The sequence below is a fragment of the Streptomyces sp. CB02058 genome (assembly GCF_001905505.1).
Classification (GTDB): domain Bacteria; phylum Actinomycetota; class Actinomycetes; order Streptomycetales; family Streptomycetaceae; genus Streptomyces.
Genome location: NZ_LIPG01000010.1, coordinates 23062 through 47360, shown reverse-complemented (window position 1 = coordinate 47360; position 24299 = coordinate 23062). Strand labels below are relative to the sequence as shown.

Genomic DNA, 24299 nt, shown 5'->3' with positions numbered 1-24299 from the left:
CAGCGGTCGTTCAGCCACGCGGCCACGGCACCACATGACGGCTGGCCCGGTGGTTCGGACGGGCACCGGTCAAGCGGCTCAGGACACGGTTCGGCGTCGCCAGGCCCTCCGCGCACCTGCGCGGCAACGGCTTCCGACGGATGATCGTGTCCGGCCGCAAGGAATTCACGCCCCAGCCGCCCGCCGAGGCAATAGCACAGCTGCGACTGCGCTACCAGGCATCTGCTGCGGTCGCAGACCTGTACGCGCAGGCGGGATGGACCGTCATCGTCCAAGACGTCGTTCTCGGCAAGCACCTGGACGCCTACCTTGACACCGTGACGGCGAAGCCCCTGTATCTGGTCGCCCTTGTCCCCCACCCCGAAGCAGTCGCAACGCGTGAGGCCGGCCGCCACAAGAACGGCTACGGCGGCCCTGCGCCGCGGCACCCCGCGCCAGGCGCTCTGGCTGGACACGTCGAATCAGACACCACACCAAACCGTGGATCAGATCCTCGCCGACCTCGCCACGGCTCGCATCGTCAGCTGAGAGCGCCCATCAGAAGGTCGCTGAGAAATCCTCAGTGGGCTGCTCGGTCTAGAGGAACGTCCGCGCTGTTCGCTGACCAGCGGGTGTCCCGGCATCTCCACAGACGATGTGCGTGCAGGCATGCCCCCGTGTATGGCCTGCTCGGGGTCGAGCTCGATGATGGTGTAGCAGCCGGGCAAGGTGAGATTCAAGGTCAGCTGCCCACCGGGAGCGGGGTGGTTGGTCAACGTGAGGCAGCCTCGTCGAGAGGCTGCGGGATTCGGAGTTGGGTATCGGCTCCTGCTTGGCGTGATTCGGGGCGAGGGCGGCCGCGGGTGCGCGTGCGGATACGTGCCGGAAGGTTGCTGGGACGGTGGGGTTGGGTGGCGCTGGTTGTGAGCAGAGCGTGGATCTCGTGGGCGAACTGGTCTCCGGGCAACGGAAGTTCGCTGTCGGGTTCACGGAGGTAGCCGACAGCGACGGCGGTGGGCATGTAGGCCATCAGCTCAGATACGACGGCAGACCTAGGGCGTGCGGTGTGCTTGCCAAGGCGGCGCAGGAGTCGCAAGAGGGTGGCTGCGGAGGTCTCCTCGTCGTGGTAGAGAGCGACGGTCTTGTTGTCGCGGTGGACTGTGGTGCGGATGGTCTTGGCTTGGTGAGTGTCGTCGTCAGTCTGCTTGTGCCACCAGCGGGCGGCGTGGGTCTCTCCGAGGGCTAGGTGGTGAAGGTAGAGGCAGTAGGCGGCCGCGGGGTGTCCGGCGCCAGCGGCGTACTGCCACCAGAAGCGGGCGCCGTCGTCGGTGTCGGTGAGCTGCAGGACGCAGGCCAGGACCATGGCGCTGCGCGGCTCGGGGACCTGGTCGGTGATGAAGTCTGCGACGGCGCGCGCGGGGGTGTGGGTGACGAGGGCCTCGCAGAGGGCGCGCAGGTCCTCGGCGGCCGATGCCGTGTTCTGGTCGGTCGCGTAGCGGGGGGCGACGGGGCAGCGGGGTTTGAGGGCCGGGTCGCGGGCGGGGACGGCGTCTCGTGGCACGGCTCGGTCGAAGACGAGCAGTGTCCGGGACAGGATGCTGTCGAGGTCTGTCTTTCTCATGAGGTGGTTCCTCCGGTCGGGGCCGGCGGCTCCACGGTGTCGGCGAGGAACCGGTCGGCGTGGCGTTGGCTGGACCGTACGAGGGCCAGCGGGATGCCGAGGAGGTCGGAGACCTTCTCGGTGGTGTAGCCGCACAGGCGCCGCAGCACCATGACGTCGAGCTGGGTGAGGGGCAGCTTGCTGATGGCGGTGAACGTCTCCAGGCTTTCGGCTAGCTGGACCACCTGGTCGTCGAGGGAGGTCTGGGCGTGCAGGAGGGCGACGGTGTCGAAGGCGGCGCTGCCGAGGACGGGCCGCTGGTCTCGGTGGTCGGCCTTGGCCCTGACCGTGGCGCTGAGGATGTTCCAGGCGTAGCGGCGGATGTCGGGGCTGGCCAGGGCATCGTCGAAGGAGAGCCACAGAATGGCGAAGGACTCCTCGACGGCAGCGTCCAGGACGTCATCGGTCAGGAAGACGCCGGCGTAGCGGCGGTAGCCGTCTTCGACGATGGAGCGCAGGGCACCGTGTTCCAGGGGCGGTCCGGCCTGGGTGGTGAGGGCCAGGGTGCCTCCGGTGGAGCGGTCGACCCAGTCCCGGCTCTTTCCGGCGTCCATGGCGGCTTGCTTCCAGAGCCGGTGCAGGGGCCAGGTCGGGATGTTCAGCTCCTCGGCAAGGCGGTGGATGACCTCCCAGCGCGGGTAGTGACCGACGCCGCGCAGCAGCTCGGAGAGTTTGGACTTGGCGAGGACGCTCGCGCTGAGGTCGGCAAGGGTGCGGCCGCTGAGGAGGTAGTGCTCGCGGGTCGGTCCGAGCCATGCGCGGTGCGAGCTGCCCACGGTGGAGGCGATGGGGCCGAGTTTGCGGCCGGGGCGGAGCGGGGCCGGCTCGGAAGCCGGCCCCGACGCGTTGAGCGAGGGGGTCACGGGGCGCTGTCCTCCTCGTCGGTCACGGCTGTGACCGGGCTGGAGACCGCGGACTTGTTGCGGAAGCCGGCCAGGACGTGGGTGACGGTGAGGCCGAGGACCGGGGCCAGCGTGGCGATGATGGCGGCGTGCCCCATCGCCGCCATCGCCACGCTCCAGCCGAGGACGCCCAGCGACAGCACCATTGCTGCCGCTATCAACTTGCTGTTCATCGCGTTTCCTTGTGTGTCGTGTTGCTCTACATCCGGAAGGCCACATCGATGCGGCCCCTTCAACGAGCGGGTGCCGATCCGCTGCTGAGGGAGCATCAGCATGTACCGCCGGGGGTCGCTAACGCCACGTGATCATGGAATTACGGAACATTACGAGGCGTGGAAGGTACGCCCAGCGGTCAGGGATGACCGTTCCCGCGCATGTGGGGCACGCCCGTAGCTCTTGGCGGGTGAAGTTCCCGGTTCTCCTTGCATTCCCACCGGCGAGACCCCCAAATGGAGACAGGACACCTTGGTGTCGTCCTTCCATCCGGAAGGGGCCGGTCCCGTGCCGAGAACCAACTGGGAGCGCGCCACTCGTTCCCGCCCGGCCTGAGCTAGAGGCCGGGCGGGAACAAAACACCCCGACAATGGGGAAATGACCGTAGCGCAGCGCACTGACAACAGCTCCTACGCCCATACCTGTTGCTTCCGTGCGCCCCGCGTGCGCTGCCGCAAGAAACACACGCCTGGAGCCGGTCAAGCCGGTAAGGGACACGTCCCGTCGCCTGGCACCGCCGCCCCGCCCTCTCCCCTCGCGCCCTCATTTGGTCTCGCGAATCTGCGGTGAGGTGTGCGCCCGGCGTCGCTTCCGCCCGTCGGGTCGTCCTTCCAGCCCAGGCTGCCGATTCCGAGGCGCCGACGGGCGCGTGTGACGGCGACGTACCGGATCGGAAGCACCTCACCCGCTGCCCCGGGAAGGGCAGAGCGGATCGCACGGGGCGAGCAGGGCGACTGAGCCTGCACCCCGGCTTCGCTACTCCCGACCGGGAGCAGGCATACGCGCAGATATGCACCCAGGTGTTGACCGTTTACTGTCCAGCCTCTTCGAACTCGACTGTGGTGTCAGGGCACTCCTTCGCAAGCTCAAGCAGGGCGCCTCGTTCCTTCTGATCCGCGCTCAGCTTCCACCGGAGCTTGGTCGCGGTCCAGTCGGCTGCGTAGGGGCACCGGGCGCCCAGGGCCGGTGGCAGCCATTGGGCGGGGTCCTTGTCGCTCTTGGAGCGGTTGGTCTTCGCGGTGACGGCGACCAAGGAGCGCTGGCTGCCGAGGTCGTTGGCGTAGGCCTGGCGGCGCTCGGGTGTCCAGTCGTAGGCGCCGCTGTCCCAGGCTTCGGCAAGCGGAACCATGTGGTCGATGTCCAGCTTGCGCGCGTCAGTGATCTCGACCTCGTCGTAGTAGGACATCCACGTACCGCCGGCCAGCGCGCAGCGCTCGCCCTGCTCGGGTTTCGTGGTGGCCTCCTCGAGAAGAACCTCGGCCCGGGTGGGGCAGCCGTCGCCGTCCTCGTCGACCCAGTGCTTGAAGCTGTCCCGCTCGTATCCGTCGCGCTTCTCCGTACCGTCAGGGAGGGCGGCGATGGCATCGGGCAGGCTGAGGCTGCCGGCCCCGGGGGCAGGGCCACCCGCAGCCGGTGACGCGGCGGACGCGGTAGAGCTGGGCGCACCGTCGGCAGGCTTGCCGTCCGCCTGAGGGTTACAGGCAGTCAGAGCAGCCGCGAGCACTATCGCGGACAGAGGGACGAGACAGCGCGATGTCACCGGGGCGCTCCAAAAAGGGGGAAGGCATCGTTGCACGCTCATCGTCCCAGACCAGCGACCCTGGTGACAGATGGTCATGTGTGCCGCACCGTCGCTACATTGTGCTATGCCCGTCGCCCTCCCGGGCAAGCCGCTCTGTATCGGAGAAGTGGCCTCCCGGGTCGTTGGGGTGATCCCTGGTCGCGACGACGACCTGGCAGTCGCCGTCCTCCTTCTGTTCCACCATCCCTGCGATCGCGGTGGCGATCCGCGCGCCGCCCGCGGCGGGGACGCTCCTTCCCTCACAGAAGTCGTTCTACATGTCCGCGACGATCAGGCCTCGGCTCATGACACACGACTCTCTGGCAATACGGAGCAATCAGGAGCAACGCTGACTGTGGGGTGCCAGGGCCATCTGGCTCCGGCACCCCGCAGCCAGGGACGGGCTTGCAGGAGACGACGGTGTCCTCGCAGGGCCCTTCGGTGAACACTTTCAGCGCCTCCAGCTCGATCGTGTCCGCGGACAGCTGCCAGCGCAGCTGGGTGGCCAGCCACTCCCCCACGTACCGGACCGGTGGGCCGAGGGCGCCCACCTCGCGTGCGAGGTGGGCGCCCCGAGCGGTGGTGAGGACCTTCTCTTCGTTAGCAGGGTGCATCAGGCGCGCACCGGCGGCGTGGGAGCTTTTCAGCCTCTTTGCCTGCCCCTGCACCCCTTGTCATGCCATTGCACGAACCTGGAACGATGCAGCCACGTAGGGCGTGTGCGCTGGGCAGCGCCCCCTTTTAAGATAATTGATCTTGAGAGTGTTCGTTTCGGGTTCGATTTCTGTCAGGATGGCGAAGTTTCGGTCATTCCTTCCGCTTCCCGTGTCGTGCGGCTCTGCGGCAGCCAGACTCTGTGCGGTGTGAGCATCAGGGGGTATTTCAGTGTGCTCTAGGGGAGGGGCTTGATTTGAGTGACGCGTTCACATTTCCCGTGCTGGCGGCGTCGGCTCTGACACAGGCTTTCGGCTTTCTCTACGGACGGGCCGGTGCGGTTCTGGACCGCCGGGCCCTACGCCGTGAGGAGGTGGGGTCTGGTGAGCTGGAATCGGCCCCTGCGGTCGTGGTGGGCACCCCGGGGCCTCCTGTCTTTGATGCTTCGGCACTGACGTCGGAGCGTGTGCAACGGATCGAGTCCCTGCTGGGAGTCCTGGGCGTCTATGACGATCACAGGGAGCTGATCAGGGCTGATGACGAACGGCTGCGTCATAGCCTTGGTGGGCTGCGCGCCGTTCTGGAGGAAGTCGAGGGGCAGCGGCTGACGTTCGCTGGGGAGAACCGGCCGGCGAGCGGGGTTCGGATCGAGCAGGTACTCGATGACGTTCACGGCAAGGCTGCAGCGCTGAAGGTACGCCGTGTCGCTGAGTCGGCGGATGTCAGCGTGCGGCAGAGGGCGGGCACCGTCCGCGAGGGTGCGGAGATCATCGGAGCTGAAATCGACGAAATCCGCTGACGGTTCGAACAAGAATCCCACCTCTGCGGCAATTCGTGTTGACGGAGAATTTCTTCATGACTTTGACTGAGCCCGGAGAAGGCTCACCCATGCCATTGTCCGGCACATCTTCTGGTACGGAGAGCCATGAAAGCGAAGTGCGGCGGGCGGGTTTGACCGGCAGTGGAAACGGTTCGGTTCCAGGCCCGGCGGCGTATGAGGGATTGTCGCCGGAGGACATCGAGGCGGTCAGGGGCCTTGGGGCTGGTATGAAGCAAGCGCTGGCCCTGGCCGGAGCAGTTGCGGACCTCCGGCAGGAGGCTCTGTTCAACTTCGGTGAGATGACCGGGGTGAAGCTGACCGCGGTCCTGGAGCAGATGCTGGAGCACTCCGAGCTGCCTGATGCCTATCTGGACACGGTTCGGGCTGTGTTCGCACCGCCGGAGGGCTACGCGGCGGCTTTGAGGCTGCTCATGGAGCCGGGATCGGTTGTTGTGCTTTTGCGTGAGCCAGGTGCGGGACGGTCGTTCACCGCACAGGCACTGCTCGCTGATCTGCGTCAGCGCACAGGGGCAAGGGTCGGACCACTCAGCTTCGGGGGTGGGAGCCGGTTCCCGGTGCGCCGGCTGCCACGGGAAGAGAACGTTGCGTACTTGCTGGAACTGCCCGCGGATGAAGAAAAGTTCGAGGTCGCAGATGACTTCGGTGCGGTTCTGGGCAAGATTCAGTACACCCTGGGCAAGCGGAACTCGCATCTGGTCGTTCTTACGACACCGGAGCAGTGGGCGAGGATCTGCCGGGGTGCGCCGTCCGGCGTGGTGCCCCTGCTGGGACGGCCTGATCCCACGGAGATCGCCACTGCATGGCTTCGTGCCGAGGCGCCTGAGCTGGATGCCTCCCGGTGGGTGCAGGACACCCGGATCACAGGTCTTCTGTGTAACCAGCCTCCCGCCGATGTCCTGCAAGTCGTCAGCCTGATCCTCAACGCCAGCAGGGCCCCCCGCCGGGTCTCCCCGGCCAGCGAGATCACCCTTCCCGATGCATTCACCCAGCAGGTCCTGGACGTCGTGGCGGCCCGCAACAACTGGCGTTCCAGCCTGCTGCAGTGGCATAGCAAGGAGGGCAGGACCAGCTTCCAGCGGAACTTCCTTCTCGTGGCGGCCATGTTCAGGAACGCGCCTGTAGCGCACGTATACGCACAGACCGCGGAGCTGTCGGACCACCTCAAAGAGCGGGAGGCGGTGGCTCTGGAAGGCCAGAGTTCGCCCGGCGTCATCGAGATGGTCGACTCGATCGATGCGGAGCTGACTGAGGACGACACGGTTCAGTTCTCCAAACCCGGCTGGGACGACGCGGTACTCAACTACTTCTGGGTCGACCGGCCCATGGCGCGCACAGACTTTCTGGCCTGGATGGCGAAGGCTCCCATCGCCAGGACGACGAAATTCCTGGAGACGTTCACACCGGAAGACCGTCTTCTGCTCGCCAACCGGGTCGGGACGTTCGCCGTGCGGTGGGCTGTGCGGCATGGCAAGGCCAACCCCTTGGAAGAGGTCGTTATCGCATGGCGCAAGGACGACGCGCTGTGGGCGACAGCTGTCGACCTCATCTCCGCCGCAGCACTTCACCCGACCATGAGCCGTTTCGTGCATGCCGTGTTGTTGCGCTGGTCGAAGAACGCCGCCGCAGACAGGTCGGCGCTGCAGAAGCTTTCCGTGGATGTCTGCGCCGGCGAGTTCGGCCGCCGGCACACCGGCAAAGCGCTGCGGCGGCTTCGCCATGTCGCCGAGACGGCCCACGATGACGTACAGGCCTCGTTGTACAGGGCGGTCCGGAACCTGTGGGCGGACGCCTCGGCGCGTCCGACGCTGTTCAGCTCGGTGGTGGAATGGTGCTCGGCAGACCCGTCACGGACCGAGGCCGGCCGTCGTTCCTTCCTGGCGCTGGCAACGCTGCTCTCGCAGGAGGACCCCGGCCTGCCAGTACTCCTGAGCACCGGGGCGGACCAGCCGGAATTCCCGACGGCGGATTTGGTCTCCGGGTGGCGCACATTGCTGGACTCTGGCTCAGTGGCCAGCGAGAGCGCGCGGGCGGTCAGTCTGTGGATGGACGCCGCCGTGGAGTATCCGGATCAGCGGCCGGTCGTGTTCAACGTGCTGCGCGGCGCGGTAGACACCGCGGGGCGGGCAGGTGGAAGTCATCCCCGCCACCGGCTGCGTGACCTCCTGTACCTGTGGCAGCCCGTGCCCGCTGTCGATGCCGATCCTGAGCGGGTTCGGCTGCGCCACGAACTGGTCGATCTCCTGGATCACGACCGCAGCCGATCGGTCGCCCTGTACCGGCCCGTGCGCGTGGGCCGCGGTGGGCCAACACCGTGAGCTGGCTCAGGTGGGGGCTGCGCGACCAGCAGCCGGAGCTCTTCGAGGACCAGGTGACCAGCTCGCAGTCGGGGCTGGACTTCACCGTGGCGTTTCGCACCGAGTGGCGTGCTCCTCGCTCCACTCCCGTGGCCCGTCTTCCCGCTGGTGAGGCCAGCCGCACCGTTCGGGTACTGGCCGAACAGGCCGCAGCACGGCACACAGTGCTGCGACCGGCCGCTGCGGAGCAGGAGATCAACAGTCTGCTTGCCCGTTCGCTGCCGCTACGGACGAATGAACTTGAGGTCAGCTGGGCGCGCGTAAGCGTGTCGGTCGCGGTGGAGGCCCGCACGTACGCGGAGCAGATCGCCCAGGCACGCCGGGAACTGGAACTCGATGCTCTGGCCCAGCGCCAGGTACAGGCACGTATGAGGTTCATGCACGAGAAGATCCTCCACTCCCCTGCCTCGGCCCGGATCTATCTGATGCTCGAGAACTCGGCCCGTCTGGGTGTGCTGCCGCCCGGTCTGGACGTGGACGGGGTTGTGCAGGAGATCCAGCGGTGGAACCCGCAGTCGCGGTGGGTCGTGATCGCGCAGCTCGTCCACACCTTCATCGATCGCCTCTCCGAAGCTGATGCCGATGCGCTGCTGGTCACGCTGCGCTCGCTGTTCCACGACTTCGGAGAACCGGATCTCGCTGCCCAGGTCCCCAGTCCGGTCACGCCGCCCTCTCAGATTCCCGGCTCTTGAGGCATACGGAGACAGTGCTGATGAAGCTGACCGTCTTACGCGTCGTACTGGCACCGCGGACCAGCTGGCAAGCCTGGCGCCTTGCCCGGGCCAGCGGTGGCACCATGTCATTCGATGTTGCCTGGCGTTCGGCCCGGGTCCAGCTCCACCCGGACGAGGCCGGACATCGAACGGCCGGACACGAAAGCCTCCAACCCCCGGCAGAGGACTCCGCGGACAAGCCGACAGTGTGAAGGGAGACGCTCAAAGCCCCGGCCTTCTGCACCTTGCGGGATAAGGATAGTCGGGCATTCCGGACCTCTTCAGTCCGCGCCTATGAACAAGCCAGACCTCTGGGCAGCGGTGTGTGACTTCGCGGACAACCATGCGAGCTCCAGCACCCAGTATCCGCTCGGCAGTTCTTGTGGAGAGCCGCGGGTGAACAGCTCTGCCGCTCGCTGACTGCGGCAAGGAGGAATGGTGTGCGAGTCAGCGAATCCAGCGGAAGTCGAGGGCTTCGAGTGCGAGGCGCTGCTCTTGGGTGAGCCGGAGTGGGTTGCGGCGTTTGCTGGCGATCCAGAGCGCCAGGTTGAGTCCGGTGTGGGGGCAGAGGTAGTCCCAGGGGACGTCGAGGTGCTGGTGGCTGCGCCAGAAGGCGCGTGCCGCGAGTAGGCCTCTGGCGAAGGCCCATTGTGCGTGGCCGCGGGGGCGGCGCAGTAGCAGGGCCAGAGGGTGACGGACCGGGAGGGCGCCGAGGAGCTCGTGCTGGTCGCTGTGGAGGGTGGGGAGAGCGTCGATCTGGGCGTCCAGCCAGCGAGTGAGGGGGGTCTCGTCGGTGTCGGGACGCAGGTCGGGGAAGGTGAGGTTGCCGGTGCGGGCCGCTTCCAGGGCTTGGGCGTAGGTGTGGTGCCAGTGTTTTGGCCAGGAGGTGTTCCACCAGGGGTAGATCTCGTTCAGGGCGCGCTGGTAGCCGTAGGGCAGGGTGCGTTTTCTTGTTTCTCGGCGACGGTCTGCGATCCAGCGGCCGAGGCGGATGCCACCGAAGGATTCTTCGGTGTGTGGGGCGAGGTGACCGTGGCGGGCTTTGTAGTCCCGGGCGATCTGCAGTTTGTACTCGATGCTGCTGCGGGGGTGGGGCCAGATCATGCCGAGAGTGTCGAGCTGTTCGATGCGTTCGGGCAGGAGCATGTTGTTGATGCGCAGGGAGCGCTGGCGGCCGAGCCACCAGCCGAGATAGAAGCGGTCGGGTCCGAAGTAGCGGCTGGGGACGTCGAGATGGCCGTAGGTGTTGAGGTAGCGCTGGGCGCTTTCGAAGCCGATCTGCCATACGCGGTGGGGTGCCCCGGTGGCCTGGAGGTCGAGCAGCGGGATGATCTCGTCGGCGCGTTCGGGGCGGGCGGCGACTCCCAGGTCCTCCTCGGAGTCGCCGCCCGAGGTGGCCCATTCGACGCGGTGGATGACGTGCTCGTCGTAGGTGCTCAGGGCGATGAGGACCTGGTAAAGGAGGCGGTAGCGGGTTCCTTTGACGCCTTCCTCGAGGTCTTGTCCCGGTTCCATGAAGACGGGGACGACGATGGTGGAGATCTTGTCGTCGCCGGGGTTCTGGCGCAGTGCGCGACCGACGGCCTGGACGATGTCGAGGGAGCTCTGTTTGGAGTCGGCGAAGACGATGGAGTCGATACTAGGTACGTCAATACCTTCGCCCAGGCAACGGCAGTTGGTCAGGACCGCTCGGTGCAGGGCCATGCCGGTGCTGGTGCTGTTGATGGGGACGGACCCGAAGTCCGCGAGTGACTTTCGGCGGAGAGCGGGGCGCTGCTTGGCGTTGACGGTGCCGACGAGAAGAGGTGACTGCGTCTCGGGGGGCATGAGCGCTGCTGTCTCGTGGAGGGTTTCGGCGAAGATGCTGGCGGATGCGATGAGGCGGTGGAAGGTCAGGGTTCGCCGTAGGTCGTAGCGTTTCTGGGCGCGCAGCAGGGCGATCTGGGCGGCTGCCACGCGCAGGCCTTCGGCGCCTGCGGATGCGATGGAGGCGTATCTGAGGACGCGGTGCAGTTCGGCGTCGCTGATCTCGACGGCGACGATGCGGTAGTCCGCGAGCAGGCCTTGGTCGATCGCTTCGGCGAGGGAGATGCGGTAGACGACGGGGCCGTAGAGGCTGTGGTCGTCCATGGAGGCCACTTCGCAGGTGAGGGATGCCTGCGAGCCGGCTTTCTCATCGAAGATGCGCGGGGTGGCGGTCATGTAGAGACGGTGGCGGGCGGGCAGGGCGCGGTTGTCGTGGATGACGCCCCAGGCTTTGTGGCGGTTGCCGGCGGTGCGGTGGGCCTCGTCGGAGATGACGATGCCCCAGCGCGGCAGGAGGTGGTCGCGGTGGGCTCGGGCCAGGTGGTTCAGTGAGTGGTAGGTGCAGAAGACGTTCACCGGGCCGTCGCTCCGAGCAGCACGGCGGGCGAGTTCGCCCGGGTCGTGGATCATCGCGAGAACGCCACGCAGCGAGCGGACGTGGGTTTCGTCGCGCCCGCAGTAGCCCAGGTAGATCCCCTGGCGGCCTTCGCTCTGCCAGACGGCGGCCGTCTGCTCGAGAAGGTCCAGGGTCGGCATCACGATCAGCGCGTTGCCCTGGGGAGCGGTGTCCTGGGCGGCGTTGAGGGCGACGAGGGTCTTTCCCGTTCCGGTGGCCATGATGACGCTCACTCGGGGAGCGCCGGCGGTGAACTCGTGCACGCAGGCGTCGACGGCGAGTGTCTGGTGGCCGCGTAGTGGTGTTCTCAGGCCGTTGCTCGTCAGCGTTGCCACGGCGCCCTCCTGGCAGCGGATCGTGCTGGTACGGATCAAGGTTCAGACCCATGTCGTGGGGGGTGTCGCGGTGTTGCCGCGGGGTTCACCCGAAGGAGTTAAGGGCCCTTGACCGTCCTGTATGTCGGCTGGCGACGATAGGACGCAGGCAGGCGTACGGGTGCTTCGGAGAGGGAACGTCATGGTGCTGCAGGTGCCGGGGCTTTACGGTCCGCGTCAGCCTCTTCCGCTTCTGGTTCGGCCTCTGCCTGGCGAGTCGACGGGGTCGTTCGTGAACCGGCTGGCTCATGCCAACGGACTGCGTCTTGCGGATTTCCTTGCCCGTGTGGGCCAGGGCACGGGATCGTCGTCGGGCGATGTGGCGCGTGTGGAGAGGTACCCGCAGTGCACGGAGATGTATGTCAACGGGCCGGGGCTTGAGTATCTGGCCGTGCTAGCCGGCGAACCGGTGGCCGTGTTGCAGCGGGCACTGCCTGGCCTGGCTCCGCATTCCCGGCTGCGGGGTGACGGGGAGGCGGTGTGGAAGTGGCCGTGGCAGCCGTCCGAAGGGTGTCTCGTGCGCTACTGCACGAGATGCGCTGAGGTCCGCGGGGTGAGGGAACCGGCTTGGTGGCTGGCGTCGGACAGCTGGCGGGTGTGTGCCAGGCACTGGCGTTGGTGCGATGACTCACGGACCGAGCCGCTCGACGGACTGTCTCTGAAGGAGCTTCCCGAGGTCGTCACCGCGCATCTGGAACGTGCCCGGCTGCAGAAACAGTTCGGCCGGGCGGGCGAGGAACTGTTCGCCGACGCCTTCCAGGTGGCGGCGGGCTGGTGGCGGTCGATGCCTATGGTGCTGCGCTGGGTCCACCGGGCGTGGGCGTGCGGGCTGGAGGACCGCAGCAGCCGGGTGATGCCGTTGGTGGTCTATCCGGAGGCGGCACGACTCGCGCAGCTGATGGCCGAGTTCGAGCAGTCGGACGTCCGCGACACCGATGCTCGGTCCCGGTGGCTTGGCCAGGTCGAGGCGCTGATGGAGTCGTGGGAGCTGGACGTCCAGGCGGGCAGAGACCCGCTGCTGGACTGGCTGCACCGGCACAGGACGCCGGCAGGCACGGAAGCACCACCGGCCGCCAGGCCCGGGCGGGGAGGGTTGCCGCTTGCGCCGGGGCACGATCGGCTCGCCTCGCCGACAGGGTCTGTGGAGCAGCGCTCGTGCTTGTCCTGACGTGGCCTTGGCAGCCAGCTACAAGTGCTCCCCCCTCTCCGGTCTTGGGCCGGGCCGTCACGGCTCGTGGGGAAGCGTGCGCGGTCGCATGGGGTGAGACAGGGCTCGGATACAGCACGCGTGATGGTCATGCGAAGCAGGCGGGGTGAATAGGGGCATGCGGAATGTGAGCGGCTGGCACCTTGATGAGTGGGGTGAACTGACCGCATCGTCGGCTGCAGCTCTGGCGGGTGTGGCACTCGAGGAAAGGCAGCCGCCCACGGATCCGGTGGCGTATCACGGGCGGCAGGGGAAGATCACGGCGTGGCCGTCGTCGTCGCGGTCGAAGGTGGTATGCGGATCATTGCGTCGACTGCGGGTGGCAGTGGAGTTGGACTTCGACCCCGAGGTGATCCGCTTCAGCGGGGAGCCGGTAGAGCTGCACTGGCAGTCAGGGCGCGCCAAGTACCGGTGGCGGCCGGACTTCGTTGCGAGGATGCGGGACGGTTCTCGGTGTGTCGTGGTCGTGCAGCCGCCGCGCGGGTTCGGGCCGCGTTGGCAGGAGCGTCTGGCAGCGCTCAATGAGGTCGCACATGCTGCGGGCTGGCAGGTTCAGATGCGGTCCGTCCTGGAGGGTACGCAGCTGGAGAACCTGATGCGGCTGGCGGACTACCGCTTCGCGGACGGGGTGGACCCGAAGCAGGAACAGGCCGTCCTTGATGCTTTTCGCCGCAAACGGCCTCTGTTCGAGGGTGCCGGTGCGAGCGGGGTCCCGGAACTGACCGCTGTTGATCTTGTGTATGGGCTGATGTGGCAGCGGCGGCTGCTATTCGACTGGGAGCAGCCGCTGCCTCGGGGCCCGCTGGTGTGGACGGCGTAGGGGGCGGCATGACTCAGCGGAAGTTGTGGGGCTGGTTCGAGAGCGACCGGGTCAGCCTCGAAGACCGGGTGCGCTGGCAAGGGCGGGAGTTCCGTGTGATTGCCTTCGCCGGTCCTCATGTCACACTCCAGCCTCTGTCGGAGCCTGCTGCGCTGGTGGAGGCCTCGTACGGGGAGATGGCGGGGTCGGCAGACTTCGCCGTCTTGGACGAGGCAGGTGAGGCCGTCGAGCGGACCAAGCTGCCTCCCCTGGGAAGACTGCTGCTGGTCGTCGACAAGGAGGACCGCAAGCGGGCACTGATGTGGCACCGGCACATGAAGGAGGTCGAGACCGGAATCCGTCCCGGCCGGCGCGTTCCACGGGCAGGTTACGACCCGGCGGCCACCACGATGGAACAGCGGCTGAAACGCAAGGCTGCCGAGCTCGACGAGCTGGACATCAGCATCAGCTGGCGCACGCTGGACGACAAGCGGCGCCGGTGGAAGCAGGCGGATGAGAACCCCCTGGTCCTCATCATCGATGGACGCAAGGGGCGGGCGCCCTCGCCGGGAGGGAGGACCGACCCGCGTCTGCTCGAAATCATGCAGGAGGTGACCGCGATCCTTGCGCGCCAGTCGGGCGGGAGGATCGGGCGGGCATTCGATCTGGTCGAGGAACGCGTCGAGACCCGGTACGCGAAAGAGCTCAAGGATCCGCAGGAGGCGAAGCGGCTGCGGCTGCCACGCTCGACGTTCTACAAGCGGATGCACGAGCTCGGCCTGTCGGCCATCCTGCTCGGCACGACCCGGCAGCGGGCCTCCCAGGCAAGTAAGCCCAAGAAGCCCTACACCCCGTCATACGCGGTGCGGCCCGGGCAGATCATGCAGATCGACACCACTCCGCTGCGGATCAAGGTCCTGGGTGACGGCGGGGAGGTCGTGTCGGCGGAGATGACGATCCTGATCGATGTCGCGACCCGCAGCATCGTCGCGCTGATGATCGTCCCCTGCGTCACGGGCGAGGGGCGGCCAGGGCAGCGGGTCGGCGGCCGGGCGACACGATCGTTCGACCTGGTCCTCCTGCTCGCCCAGGCGTATGCGCCCATGCCGACGCTGCCCGGCTGGGACCCGCTGACCGCGGCCAGTGCCTCGGCGCTTCCGTTCATCAAGCTGCGTGAGGCGGACCCTCGCTTCGCCGAGGCCGCTGCGGCTCGTCCGGTGATCCATCCGAGGACGATCATCATCGACCAGGGCAGTACCTATCTGAGCCAGCACTTCGAAGACGTCTGCAACTTCCTCGGCATCACCCTCCTCTATGCGCGCAAGGAGGAGCCCGACGACAAGCCGATCGTCGAGCGCGTCTTCTCCTCGTTCGCCGATTCCTTCAGCCAGCACGTCGCCGGCTGGACGGGCCGCAGTCACGCGCTGCGCGGGCGGGGCATCGAGCGCCAGCCGCTGTGGACCATCAATGAGGTGCAGCACATGGCGCAGGAGTGGGTGGCCTTGGACCATCAGCAGCTGCCCCACGAGGGACTGCAGCACCCGGAGCTGCCGGGCCTGACGCTGTCCCCGAACGAGATGTACGCGGCGCTGGTACCCGGGGCCGGATACCGGCCCAGGCCTCTGTCACCGCAGGACAACCGTCAGCTGCTGCTGCCGGCCTGGGTGACGGTCACCGACAAGGGTTTCGACATCGAAAACCGCACCTACCAGAACGAGGCGGGTGAGCTGCGGCTCATGGCCGGGCTGCACTCCGGGCTGGCAGGACCGGGCAAGGGCGGACGGTGGGAAGCGCGCTTCAACCCCTACCGGCCTGATGTTGCCTGGCTGTACGACCACCGCGGCCAGGGACGGTGGATCAAGGCGGACTTCGTCCACCGGCGGCTGCTCACCGACGTCCACTGGACGGTGGATCACTGGGAGGAGGCCACCGCTGTGGTCCTGGCTGATGGCGGCCGCAAGGAGCACCAGGCCGCTATCGCCCTCGCCGTGAAGGAACGCCGCCGCCGTACCCGCACCGCTCCCCCGCGCCATACCCGCACCGGGCCCTGGATCCCCTTCCAGGGCCCCGAGCTGGACGTCAACGAGCCTGCGGCCGACCCGTACGCCGGCATCGGCGAGATCGACCTGGACTCCATCACTCCCTACGAATCCCTGCCGATCCCGGCGCGACCGACCGCCGCGCCGGCTGGCGCCGTCTCCACGCCCTCTGACCGGAACGGGCTGGCTGCCCTGTTCGCGGACACCGCGCCTGACGACGACCTCGATGAGGCCCCAGACCACCCCGCATTCGACCTGGGCCTGCCAGGAAGCACCGAAGCCGTTGAAGGAGAGATGTGAAGGCGACCACGGCGCTCCAGAAGCAGCAGGAGGAACGGGCGCTGCAGCGGGCTCAACTGGCGCCGATGCGCCCGGAATGGATCTACCGCCGCCAAGGGTGGAACAGCTTCACGCGCGAAGACATCGCCCAGCCCGACCTGGCCGACCACCCCCCGCTACCGACGGAGGACGAACGCCTCAGCGACCCCCGCCTGGCCTACCACGCACACCTGAAGCTGGTGTCCCACCAGGGGTACGACGAGGTCTTGCTGGCGTCGTTCAGAGCCGTGATGGTGAACAGTGAGCGCCGGGAGGGAATCCTGGACCGGGTGATCGACGGAATGAGCGGCACAGGCAAGTCCCTGCTGCTACGGGCTATCGGCCGCACGGTCCAGCGCGACATCGAGGACCGCGGCGGAGGCGAGCTGGGCGCGCACATCCCGGTCGTCCACATCCTGGCGCCGGCCGATACCGACAGCAAGGTCAACTGGGTGTGGGAGATCGCCTGCTTCCTCGGCCTCAACCCCGAGCCCCTCAACGAGAACGATCTCCTGCGCTGGCGCAGCTATCCCGACTTGTCAGTGCCGGTCAACTACGTCCTGGAGAACGCCCTCACGCGGCTGCTGCTCGTCGACGACATCCAGCGCGTCCTGCCCCACCAGCTCGCCCCGGTCCTGCACTACTTCGACTACCTGCGCAACCGGCTCGGGATCACCACCATCTTCTGCGGTACCGGCGCCAGCGACATCGTCTATGAAGCCCGCGCGATCGCCGACCGGCACGAAGTCGCCATCCAGAGGCACCTCACACGCCGTGCCGCCCACAGCCCCGGCCAGCAAGACACGCAGCAGCAGGACCAGGCCCATTCCTTGCTGCCCATCACCTGGCTCGACCCGATCCCGTTCAACGCCCAGGACAAAGACTCATGGCTGCAAGTCCTGGCCGGGTACGAGAAGCACCTCAGCCTGCACAACCTGAACAAGCATGCCCTGACCGAGCACCACGAGTACCTCCACAACCGCACCGGCGGATACTTCCTCGCCCTGTCCCAGCTGATCTGCCAGGCAGCCACCCTCGCCATCCTGACCGGCACCGAGAACATCACCCGCACCGAACTCGACGCCATTCACATCGGCGGCGGACACTGAGCCGGAGATCCCCCGCCTCCTCCTGCGAGTTCGGGGAGTTCCGGTAGTGCGGTGCTTCAGAATCCGAATACCCAGACCCATGGCCAGCCCTGGAGTCACGGCCGGTACCCCGAAGCCACCCCCTACGGGCCCTCGGAGCTGGCGTCCTCGGCTCGCGCGGAAACCGCTGGCTCTACCCCTTTGGCAACGGCTAACACAATCGACAACGTCACCATGTTAGCCGCTGCAAATCGTCCGCTCCACGTCACACCCAAGGCCCCTCTGCCAAGACTGGACTTGAAGGAATTTGGGGATCGGGAGGTGGGCCCGCGTGGACGTGTGCGCTGTCGCTATACGTCCCCCTCCTCATCCTCCCTGACGAGGAGGGTATTGAATGGCACGCCGGCTTCAGGGTACTGAGACCAGGAGGACCCAGCGTCTTCGAGAATTCTCAAGAGCACAGGGATCTCATCCTTCGATTCGCTGAGCACCAGAGACCAATCGTCGATCAGCAATAGATACCCACCAGGAGAGGGTAGCCATGTCATATCGAACAGGCAGTCCTCCAGCGCAGGCCAATTGTGCCCAAAATACCCCGGGAAGGACATTTTTCGCTTGAACTCGAGGAAGAGGTCATGAGTATCCCTCATACCTGATCCCTGTAGCCGAAAAATCACGATCGAAGAAGGTGACCTTTCGATGACTTCGATTGCCTTCGATTTCGATACGCCATGCACCCAGGGGGGCAAGTCGGTCCACCAGTCGCACTTCATTAATTCACCTTAGTCGCCTAAATGATGTGTAGTGATCAGATGTATACCACGCTGACCCATCGTTGCCGGTTACCAGTCGTTCCATGCCGCGATTGGCGCCCGTGAAGGCGTGCACGTCATACTCCGTATATCGGACGCTGACGGTTGCCCCGTTCACATTCACCGTCTGAGGCAATATCTGGCCGTTTTGTCGACCATCGTTCGCGTAGGGGCGGTTCTTGCCCTGCCAACGTGGCAGTCCATGTGAACGGGGCGCATGACCATGCTGGTCGACGTGCTTGAGTGTATCGTCCACGTGCTGCGGGACCCTCGGGGGTCCGGGTCGCCCCATCGGCCCCGGCACAGCAACGCTGTAGTTTTCTGCGCAAATGTACGGAGTTGAGGGCTGGTGGCACTCTGGGCCGGTCACCAGCAGCTTGAGCGCTCCCTTCCAGTCGCCTCGTTTAGCCTTGGCATATATACCCTCGTTCATTTCTGCGTTTTCCGCATCAATGACACTTAGGATCGCTCGCGCCCGAGCTTCCTGCCGCTGTCGCGCCTTGCGGGCGGCATCTATTGCGTCCTGCGCTCTTCGCTGTGCCTGAGCCTGCGCCCTGGTCGCTCTGTTCGGAAAAGTGACAACGGACTTCCCGCTCCGGCTGATGTACGAACCGAGTTCGAACCGAGTCCCTGTGGACGCGTTCTTAACGTATCGGGTGGGATTGCTCTTGCTGGTGCCGGTGCCCCCGATGGGGTATCCGTTGCCGCAGAGGTCTGCAGGGCAGAGGCCGTCGGGGTCGGACAGCGTGAGGGGGTTGTTGTGGGCGTAGCTGTAGGCGTTCATCTGGGCGGGTTGGCTGATGTCGATGATGGGGTCAACGCTCAGGAACCTGCCGAGGGCGGGGTCGTATTCGCGGGCGCCGAGGTGGGTGAGGCCGGTGGTGTCGTTGGTTCCGCCGACGTATCCGCGGGTGCCGAAAGTGGTGGATTGTTCGGTTCGGAGTTGTCCGAAGGGGAGTTGCTTTCGGCGGGTCAGGGCGAGGGTGCCGGCGGTGATGGCGGTCATCGCGGTGCCCTGGTGGTCGCTGATGAGGTAGGAGATGGTGCCGCCGGTGCGGACGGCGATGGTTTCGCCGTTGTGGGTGTAGTAGCGGGTGCCGGCTTTGGTGCCGTTCGCGGCGAGGGTGAGTTCGTCGCCGTTGGGGAGGGTGAGGGTGCTGGAGCCGTCGGCGTTTTTGGCGATGATGCGGTTGCCATCGGCGTCGTAGGTGTAGCTGGTTGTCTTGCCGGCTTGGGTGAGGCTGGCGAGGTGCCCCTCGGAGTCCCAGGTCAGGTCCTGGGTGGTGGTTCCGATGGTGCGCTTGATGGTGTTGCCGGCCTGGTCGTACTTGAAGGTGCTGGTGCGGCCGTTGTCGGGGCCGCCGGCAATGGTGGCCTGTTGCACAGCGTGGGGCAGGCTGGCTCCGGGGGTGGGGTGGGTGTAGGTGGTGGTGGCGTCGGTGCTGCCGGTGGTGGTGGCGTGTTCGGTCTGGGTGGTGCGGTTGCCGGTCTTGTCGTAGCCGTAGGTGTGCCAGTAGGCGTCTGGGCCGCCGACGGTGGAGGCGGTGGGTGCGGTGGTGCAGTCTGTTTTGGCGGTCCAGGCTTCGGTGAGGCGGCCCAGGGGGTCGTTGGTGAAGCACTGAGTGTCGACGGACTGCTGTTCGTCCTGGCCGCTGGTGGTCTTCTGGCCGGTGAGGTTGCCTGCCGGGTCGTAGGTGTATTGGGTGTCATCGACGCGTTTGGGTGCGAGGTCGCGGTCCGTGGTCTGTTGGATCACCTGGCCGGTGTGTTCGTCGTAGACCTGGCTGCGGTATGCCTTCTTGCCGAGCGTCGCCCCGAATTCGATCCGGTCGGGTCGGGAGAAGACGTCGTACTGGGTGTTGCCGACGAGGGCCCCGAGTTGGCCGCTGGTGCGGTAGGGCTGGTCGTCACTGTTGTAGTTCGTGGCGACGAGCTCAGCGGGGACGTTGCCCACGGCCGGATTGCGGGTCCAGAGCCGGGCCCCGGTTTCCTCGTTGTAATCGTATGTCCAGGTGTAGGTGCCTGCCAGGCCGCCCGCCTGTGAGGGGACGGTGCTGGTGGTGGAGGTGGGCTGATAGCGGTCGTTGATGGCGTCGGTGGCTGTGGTGTAGGCGGCGCCGTCGACGTAACGGGTGCTGCTGGTGAGCTGGCCCTTGGCGAGGGTGTCGTACGTCCACTTGGCAAGGACCGTGTCGCCTTGCTTGGTGTCGGTCTTGCGGCCGAGTGCGTCGTAGACCGTGGTCAGGGTGATGTCACGGTCGTCGGTCTCGGTGACCGGGCGGCCGAGGACGTCGTAGGTGGTCGTGACGGTGCCCTGGTCCGGGTCATCGGACCTTGTCTTCTGGCCGCGGTTGTTGAAGGTGTAGGTCCAGGTGTTGCCGCTGGGGTCGGTGACCGCGGTGGGCTCGTCGTACTTGCCGTACGTGTAGGTCGTCTTCTGCGATGCCGTCCGTGCGGCGTCGGTGTACTCGAGCAGCTCTGATGTACGTCCACGCGCGTCGGTGACGGTTGTGGTTGCGGTGCCGCCCTTGGGCGGGATGATCGTGGTGCGGTCACCCTCGTAGAGCGTCTTGGTGCGCCATTTCTCGTCGCCGAAGGTGAGGGAGAGGGCATCAGTGATCCGCCCCATCCCGTCGTAGAGGTTCTGTGTCGCGGCGGGGATCGTGTTGACGGCGGCAGATTCCAGCTTCGCCGACGGTTCCCCGGTCGCGTAGTAGGCGGAGTAGGCCTGCGAGGCCCAGCCCCTGGTGTCGTAGTGAGTCTCCGTCATGATGCGGTTCGTGGTACCGGTGGCAGGTGCCTGTGTCTGGCGCTCGCGCAGCAGTCCGTCGTAGAGGGTGTAGGCAGTGCGGTAGTCGCCGTTCTGCTTCAGCGTCCTGGTTTCTACCGCGTTCGCGGCGGTGCGGGAGATCGTGTAGGCGTACTCGGCGGACGGCTTGTCGGCGTGGTCGGCCTTGGCCCACCCTGGCTGCCATACCTTCAGGACGCGTCCGAGACCGTCGTGGACGGCGTCGGTTCGCTTGCCGTTCGCGTCGACGGCGGCTGTGACGACGCCGCGGACCGGATCGTGCGTGGTGGTGGAGACGTGCTTGAGGGCATTGGTCACCGTGGTGGTGATGGGGGCCTGGAAGGTGGCAGGGGTGTAGGCGGTGGTGGTGGTGTTCTTCGCCGCGTCCGTGGAGGCCGTCACCCGGCCGTGGGTGTCGTAGGTGCGCGTGGCGATGGTGAGGTAGCCGGTGCCCTCGGCGTCCTGTTCGTCCAGGCGCGTCTCGTCACCCTTGACTGGGGCCGTGGTGAGGCTGGTGGCGCCGTCGTAGAAGTGCCGAGCGGTCGATATGAGGTCGGCCGGCAGACTGGGCGTGGTGCCGCAGGCCTTGGCGACTGTCCGAGTTTCTGATACCAGGTCGAGGATGTTGCTCGCTGTGTTGCGGGCGTAAGTGGTGGTGGTGCATTCCTCGTCGCCGGTCTCCGCCGTATCACCGAGGAAGGACTCGGTCAGGACCTGCCCGAATTCGTCGTGGGTCCGCTCGGTGCGGATGGTGCGCCAGCCGGAGCCGACAGCGGTGCGCGTCTGCTCGCTCTTGCTGCCGGTGGCGTAGGCGTAGCGTGTGGGCAGTTCTTCGGTGCGGGTTTCGGTAGCCGTGGCAGCCGAGCGCCACGGCTCGTAGCTGGTGGTGCTTTCGAGCTTGCCGCCGTCGCCGTTGTACACGGCCAGTTCACGGGTCATGCCGGCGAAGGCTTCCCGGTCGGTGACGGCTACGCCTTCGTGGTCCTTGACGGCTGCCCCGTCGATTCCGCGGAAGTAGCGGTACTCCTCGAGGGTGGGCTGGTCCGGTGTGGTGCCCGTGCGGACCTGGACGCGGCCGTAGCCCTTGCGGTCGCCGTAGGTGAGATGTTTGGCGTCGGTGAACTCGTCGTCCTTGGACTTGGCCCAACCCATGCCGTCCAGGTACGTGTAGTTGCTCTCCTTGGCGGGCGCGCCGCCGGTGTTGTCGGTTTCCAGGACCTGGGTGACAACGTAGGTGTGGAACCAGTCTAGGTACGGCTCGTAGTTCGCTGCGGGAGCGTCGGGCGGGGACCACTTGACGGGGTAGCAGCGGCGGGTGTTGGACGTCGGGGTGGGGACGTCACCTGCTTTGCAGTCGGCTGCGGAGTAGGTGACGCCTATGGTTCCGCCGGTCTCGGTGTTGATGCCGTAGACGCGGTAGCGCCACAGAGGCGGTACCGGGTCGGGGTCACCGCCGGTGGTGGCGCCTTCTACCCGGTTGGGAAGGGTCAGTCCCTTGAAGGTGACGGCGGGGAGGGTGATGTCGCCGGTTCCGCCGTGTCCGGTGCGGGTGATCGAGGCCAGCCATAGGGCTGGGGCGCTGCCGTCGCCGGTGGCAGGGAACTGGTGGGTGAAGGCCCAGGTGTCGACCGGCTTGTACGCGGTGCCGACGAGGACCGAGGTGTCGATCTTCGTGAGGCGCTTGCGGCTCCAGAAGGACGGCGAGTAGCGGTCCTTGCATTCGGTGCCGGAGGCGCAGTAGCGGTCGAAGGGGACGTCGGGCCAGTTTTTGGCGTGTGCGGTGTCGAAGGTGGTGCAGTCGCTGAGGCAGCGTTCGGCGGTCGTGAAGTCGACCTTGGCTGCGGGCTGGGCGTAGAAGTTGCTGGAGGGCAGTCCGTATTCGATGCGCTTGAGGGATCCGCCCCGGATGTAGGGGGTTGCGGTGGAGGCGCCGGTCGACGGGTTGACGTTGCGGCCGTAGTAGTTGGTTTCCTTGTCCCAGTAGTACGTCATGGCGTCACCGTGCGGGTCGATGACGGCGTCGAGGTTCCAACGCCACGCCTGCTGGCACCAGGAGTCCTTGAACTCGGTGGCGTGGCAGGGTTCATCGGTCTGGTTGCCGTAGACGGGCACGGTCCAGGTGGAGTTGGTGTCGTCTTTGCCGGCCGCCCAGCCTTGGGGTCGGTTGTAGCCGAAGTAGTAGCGGGTGCCGTCCGGGGTCGTTACCCGCCAGTACTCGCCGTTGTCGTCGCCGTTGGCCAGGACGGTATTGGTGAGTTTGACGATCTTTGTGCCGTCGTCGCTCTCCAAGTGCCATGTACCGCTGGTGGTGTCCTTGATGAGGGTGTTGGACTGGCCGCCGAGGTTGATGACGGCGTTGTCCTTCTTCCAGCACAGGTCACCGACCTTGGCTGTGGTGTTGCTGTTCTTCGTGTCCTCGGAGCATGAGATGTACTGGCGTTCGATGTAGCCGGGTTCCATAGACCAGCCGTCACCGATGCTGTTGGCCTGGTTGTTCGTCGCCGCGGTACGTCCGTCGACGGCCTGGGAGGAGTAGCCGAGCTGCAGGTCGGGGGTGAGACTGCCAGCGACGTCAGGGGTGCCGATCGGGTAGGTCCAGGAGAAGGATCCGTTCGATCCGCCGGCCGCCCAGGAGGCGGACGGGGCGAGCGAGGTCGCTCCGAAGTTGCCGGACGGTCCGGCATCCTGTGCGGTGGCGGCGAGGAGCACTGTGTTGGCCGCAACTTCGTGCGAGGCGCCCGCTGGTGCGACGGGATCGGCACCTGCGGAGGCTCCGGGTGCGGATACCGCGGCTGGCAGCGGAACCTCGGCGGTGAGGGAGCCAGCCTTGGTGTCGTTCTTGGTCGTCAGCGCTGCACCGGCGGTGCAGCCCTTCTTGCCGGGATCGGTGAGCGTGCAGGCGGGGAGGGCGCGCAAGGTCAGGCGGGAGGCCCAGTCGCCGCCGTAGGCGTTGCGGAAGCCGGAGTAGTCGATCTTGACGTTTACGGTGCCCTTGGTTCCCGTGGCGGGACGAAGTGCCAGTGCTACGCCCTCGACGCCGAGCGACTCGGTCGTCTTCCGGTCCAGGATCTGCACTTGAACGCTCTGAGGGCCGGAGGACTTCGCCTTCGTCGCCTTGGCCGATTTTCCTGGGGACCGTTTCAGCTGGACTGGGAGGGATCCTGCCTTGACCGGGTTGCCGGCCTCAGGGAGCGCGGAGGATGCGGTGTCTGCTTTGGGCCAGGTGACCTTCGGCTTCGCCCACGGGTGGCGGCCGGCCTGGTCAGGCTTCCCCGCCTCCCGCTTTTCGACCTTCGCGGTCGGTACGGGGTCCGGCTTCGCCAGCTTCCGCAGGCTGAGCTCGGCAGCTGCCGCGACGGGTCCGCTCAGCAGCCCCACAAACAGGAACGCGGTCAGGGCAACAGCTATCAGCCGCACCCGTCTCTTCACGCGTCCGACACCGACGCCCCCACCCCACGACATCCGTAAGACTCCCCACCCATTGACCAAAGATCACAGTTGGTCACGGAAGTTAGCAGGGCTCTTACACCTGCAACACAGAAAGACGGCGACGTCAGAGCTACTTCAAGCCAAGA

General features: G+C 66.5%; 14 protein-coding genes. 7 read left to right on the top strand and 7 right to left on the bottom strand.

Annotation, left to right across the window (positions count from 1 at the left end; genetic code table 11):
• Positions 1-751: 751 nt before the first annotated feature.
• From AMK10_RS35915 to AMK10_RS35900, 4 genes are all read right to left on the bottom strand, one after another.
• Complete coding sequence (locus AMK10_RS35915) at positions 752-1600, bottom strand: hypothetical protein (protein ID WP_073753857.1); 849 nt, start codon at positions 1598-1600, stop codon at positions 752-754.
• Complete coding sequence (locus tag AMK10_RS35910; RefSeq protein ID WP_073753855.1) at positions 1597-2502, bottom strand: sigma-70 family RNA polymerase sigma factor; 906 nt, start codon at positions 2500-2502, stop codon at positions 1597-1599. The genes AMK10_RS35915 and AMK10_RS35910 overlap by 4 nt, the downstream gene beginning before the upstream one ends.
• Positions 2499-2714 (bottom strand): hypothetical protein, encoded by a 216-nt coding sequence (locus AMK10_RS35905; protein WP_073753853.1) that lies wholly within the window; start codon positions 2712-2714, stop codon positions 2499-2501. The genes AMK10_RS35910 and AMK10_RS35905 overlap by 4 nt, the downstream gene beginning before the upstream one ends.
• Before the next feature lie 851 nt (positions 2715-3565).
• A complete protein-coding gene (locus AMK10_RS35900) occupies positions 3566-4336 on the bottom strand; it encodes an HNH endonuclease family protein (RefSeq protein ID WP_073753910.1) in 771 nt (256 codons plus the stop codon).
• 889 nt (positions 4337-5225) lie between these two features.
• On the opposite strand from AMK10_RS35900, the gene AMK10_RS37395 reads away from it, so the two are divergent.
• From AMK10_RS37395 to AMK10_RS35875, 3 genes are read left to right on the top strand one after another with little or no spacing between them, the layout of a single operon-like run.
• Positions 5226-5768, top strand: coding sequence for a hypothetical protein (locus tag AMK10_RS37395; RefSeq protein WP_073753849.1), 543 nt, complete (start codon positions 5226-5228; stop codon positions 5766-5768).
• Between the two features lie 56 nt (positions 5769-5824).
• Positions 5825-8125: a hypothetical protein gene (locus tag AMK10_RS35880; protein ID WP_241839817.1), complete on the top strand. Its 2301-nt coding sequence runs from the start codon at positions 5825-5827 to the stop codon at positions 8123-8125.
• The gene (locus tag AMK10_RS35875) at positions 8122-8856 is read left to right on the top strand and encodes a hypothetical protein (protein ID WP_073753847.1); all 735 of its coding nucleotides are present in this window, start codon (positions 8122-8124) and stop codon (positions 8854-8856) included. The genes AMK10_RS35880 and AMK10_RS35875 overlap by 4 nt, the downstream gene beginning before the upstream one ends.
• A gap of 468 nt (positions 8857-9324) precedes the next feature.
• On the opposite strand, the gene AMK10_RS35865 is transcribed toward AMK10_RS35875, so the two are convergent.
• Positions 9325-11634, bottom strand: coding sequence for a DEAD/DEAH box helicase (locus AMK10_RS35865; RefSeq protein WP_241839816.1), 2310 nt, complete (start codon positions 11632-11634; stop codon positions 9325-9327).
• Between the two features lie 181 nt (positions 11635-11815).
• Here AMK10_RS35865 and AMK10_RS35860 point away from each other — a divergent pair, with 181 nt between their 5' ends.
• From AMK10_RS35860 to AMK10_RS35845, 4 genes are all read left to right on the top strand, one after another.
• Positions 11816-12841: a TniQ family protein gene (locus tag AMK10_RS35860; RefSeq protein ID WP_073753843.1), complete on the top strand. Its 1026-nt coding sequence runs from the start codon at positions 11816-11818 to the stop codon at positions 12839-12841.
• Positions 12842-12998: 157 nt separating this feature from the next.
• Positions 12999-13700, top strand: coding sequence for a TnsA-like heteromeric transposase endonuclease subunit (locus tag AMK10_RS35855; protein WP_073753840.1), 702 nt, complete (start codon positions 12999-13001; stop codon positions 13698-13700).
• Positions 13701-13708: 8 nt separating this feature from the next.
• Entirely contained in the window at positions 13709-16018 is a 2310-nt protein-coding gene (locus AMK10_RS35850; RefSeq protein WP_079181021.1) for a DDE-type integrase/transposase/recombinase, read from the top strand.
• Complete coding sequence (locus AMK10_RS35845; protein WP_073753837.1) at positions 16015-17145, top strand: AAA family ATPase; 1131 nt, start codon at positions 16015-16017, stop codon at positions 17143-17145. Before AMK10_RS35850 ends, AMK10_RS35845 begins: the two co-directional genes overlap by 4 nt.
• 329 nt (positions 17146-17474) lie before the next feature.
• Here AMK10_RS35845 and AMK10_RS35840 read toward each other — a convergent pair whose 3' ends face one another.
• Both AMK10_RS35840 and AMK10_RS35830 read right to left on the bottom strand, forming a co-directional pair.
• The gene (locus AMK10_RS35840; RefSeq protein WP_079181020.1) at positions 17475-17897 is read right to left on the bottom strand and encodes a barstar family protein; all 423 of its coding nucleotides are present in this window, start codon (positions 17895-17897) and stop codon (positions 17475-17477) included.
• Between the two features lie 4 nt (positions 17898-17901).
• The gene (locus AMK10_RS35830; RefSeq protein ID WP_241839815.1) at positions 17902-24141 is read right to left on the bottom strand and encodes an RHS repeat-associated core domain-containing protein; all 6240 of its coding nucleotides are present in this window, start codon (positions 24139-24141) and stop codon (positions 17902-17904) included.
• Positions 24142-24299 lie beyond the last annotated feature (158 nt).

Bases quoted from the DNA above. Each gene is read 5' to 3' on its own strand.
- AMK10_RS35915 (WP_073753857.1), bottom strand. From the start codon at position 1,600: ATGAGAAAGACAGACCTCGACAGCATCCTGTCCCGGACACTGCTCGTC.
- AMK10_RS35905 (WP_073753853.1), bottom strand. From the start codon at position 2,714: ATGAACAGCAAGTTGATAGCGGCAGCAATGGTGCTGTCGCTGGGCGTC.
- AMK10_RS35900 (WP_073753910.1), bottom strand. From the start codon at position 4,336: ATGAGCGTGCAACGATGCCTTCCCCCTTTTTGGAGCGCCCCGGTGACA.
- AMK10_RS35880 (WP_241839817.1), top strand. From the start codon at position 5,825: ATGACTTTGACTGAGCCCGGAGAAGGCTCACCCATGCCATTGTCCGGC.
- AMK10_RS35860 (WP_073753843.1), top strand. From the start codon at position 11,816: ATGGTGCTGCAGGTGCCGGGGCTTTACGGTCCGCGTCAGCCTCTTCCG.
- AMK10_RS35855 (WP_073753840.1), top strand. From the start codon at position 12,999: ATGCGGAATGTGAGCGGCTGGCACCTTGATGAGTGGGGTGAACTGACC.
- AMK10_RS35850 (WP_079181021.1), top strand. From the start codon at position 13,709: ATGACTCAGCGGAAGTTGTGGGGCTGGTTCGAGAGCGACCGGGTCAGC.
- AMK10_RS35840 (WP_079181020.1), bottom strand. From the start codon at position 17,897: ATGAAGTGCGACTGGTGGACCGACTTGCCCCCCTGGGTGCATGGCGTA.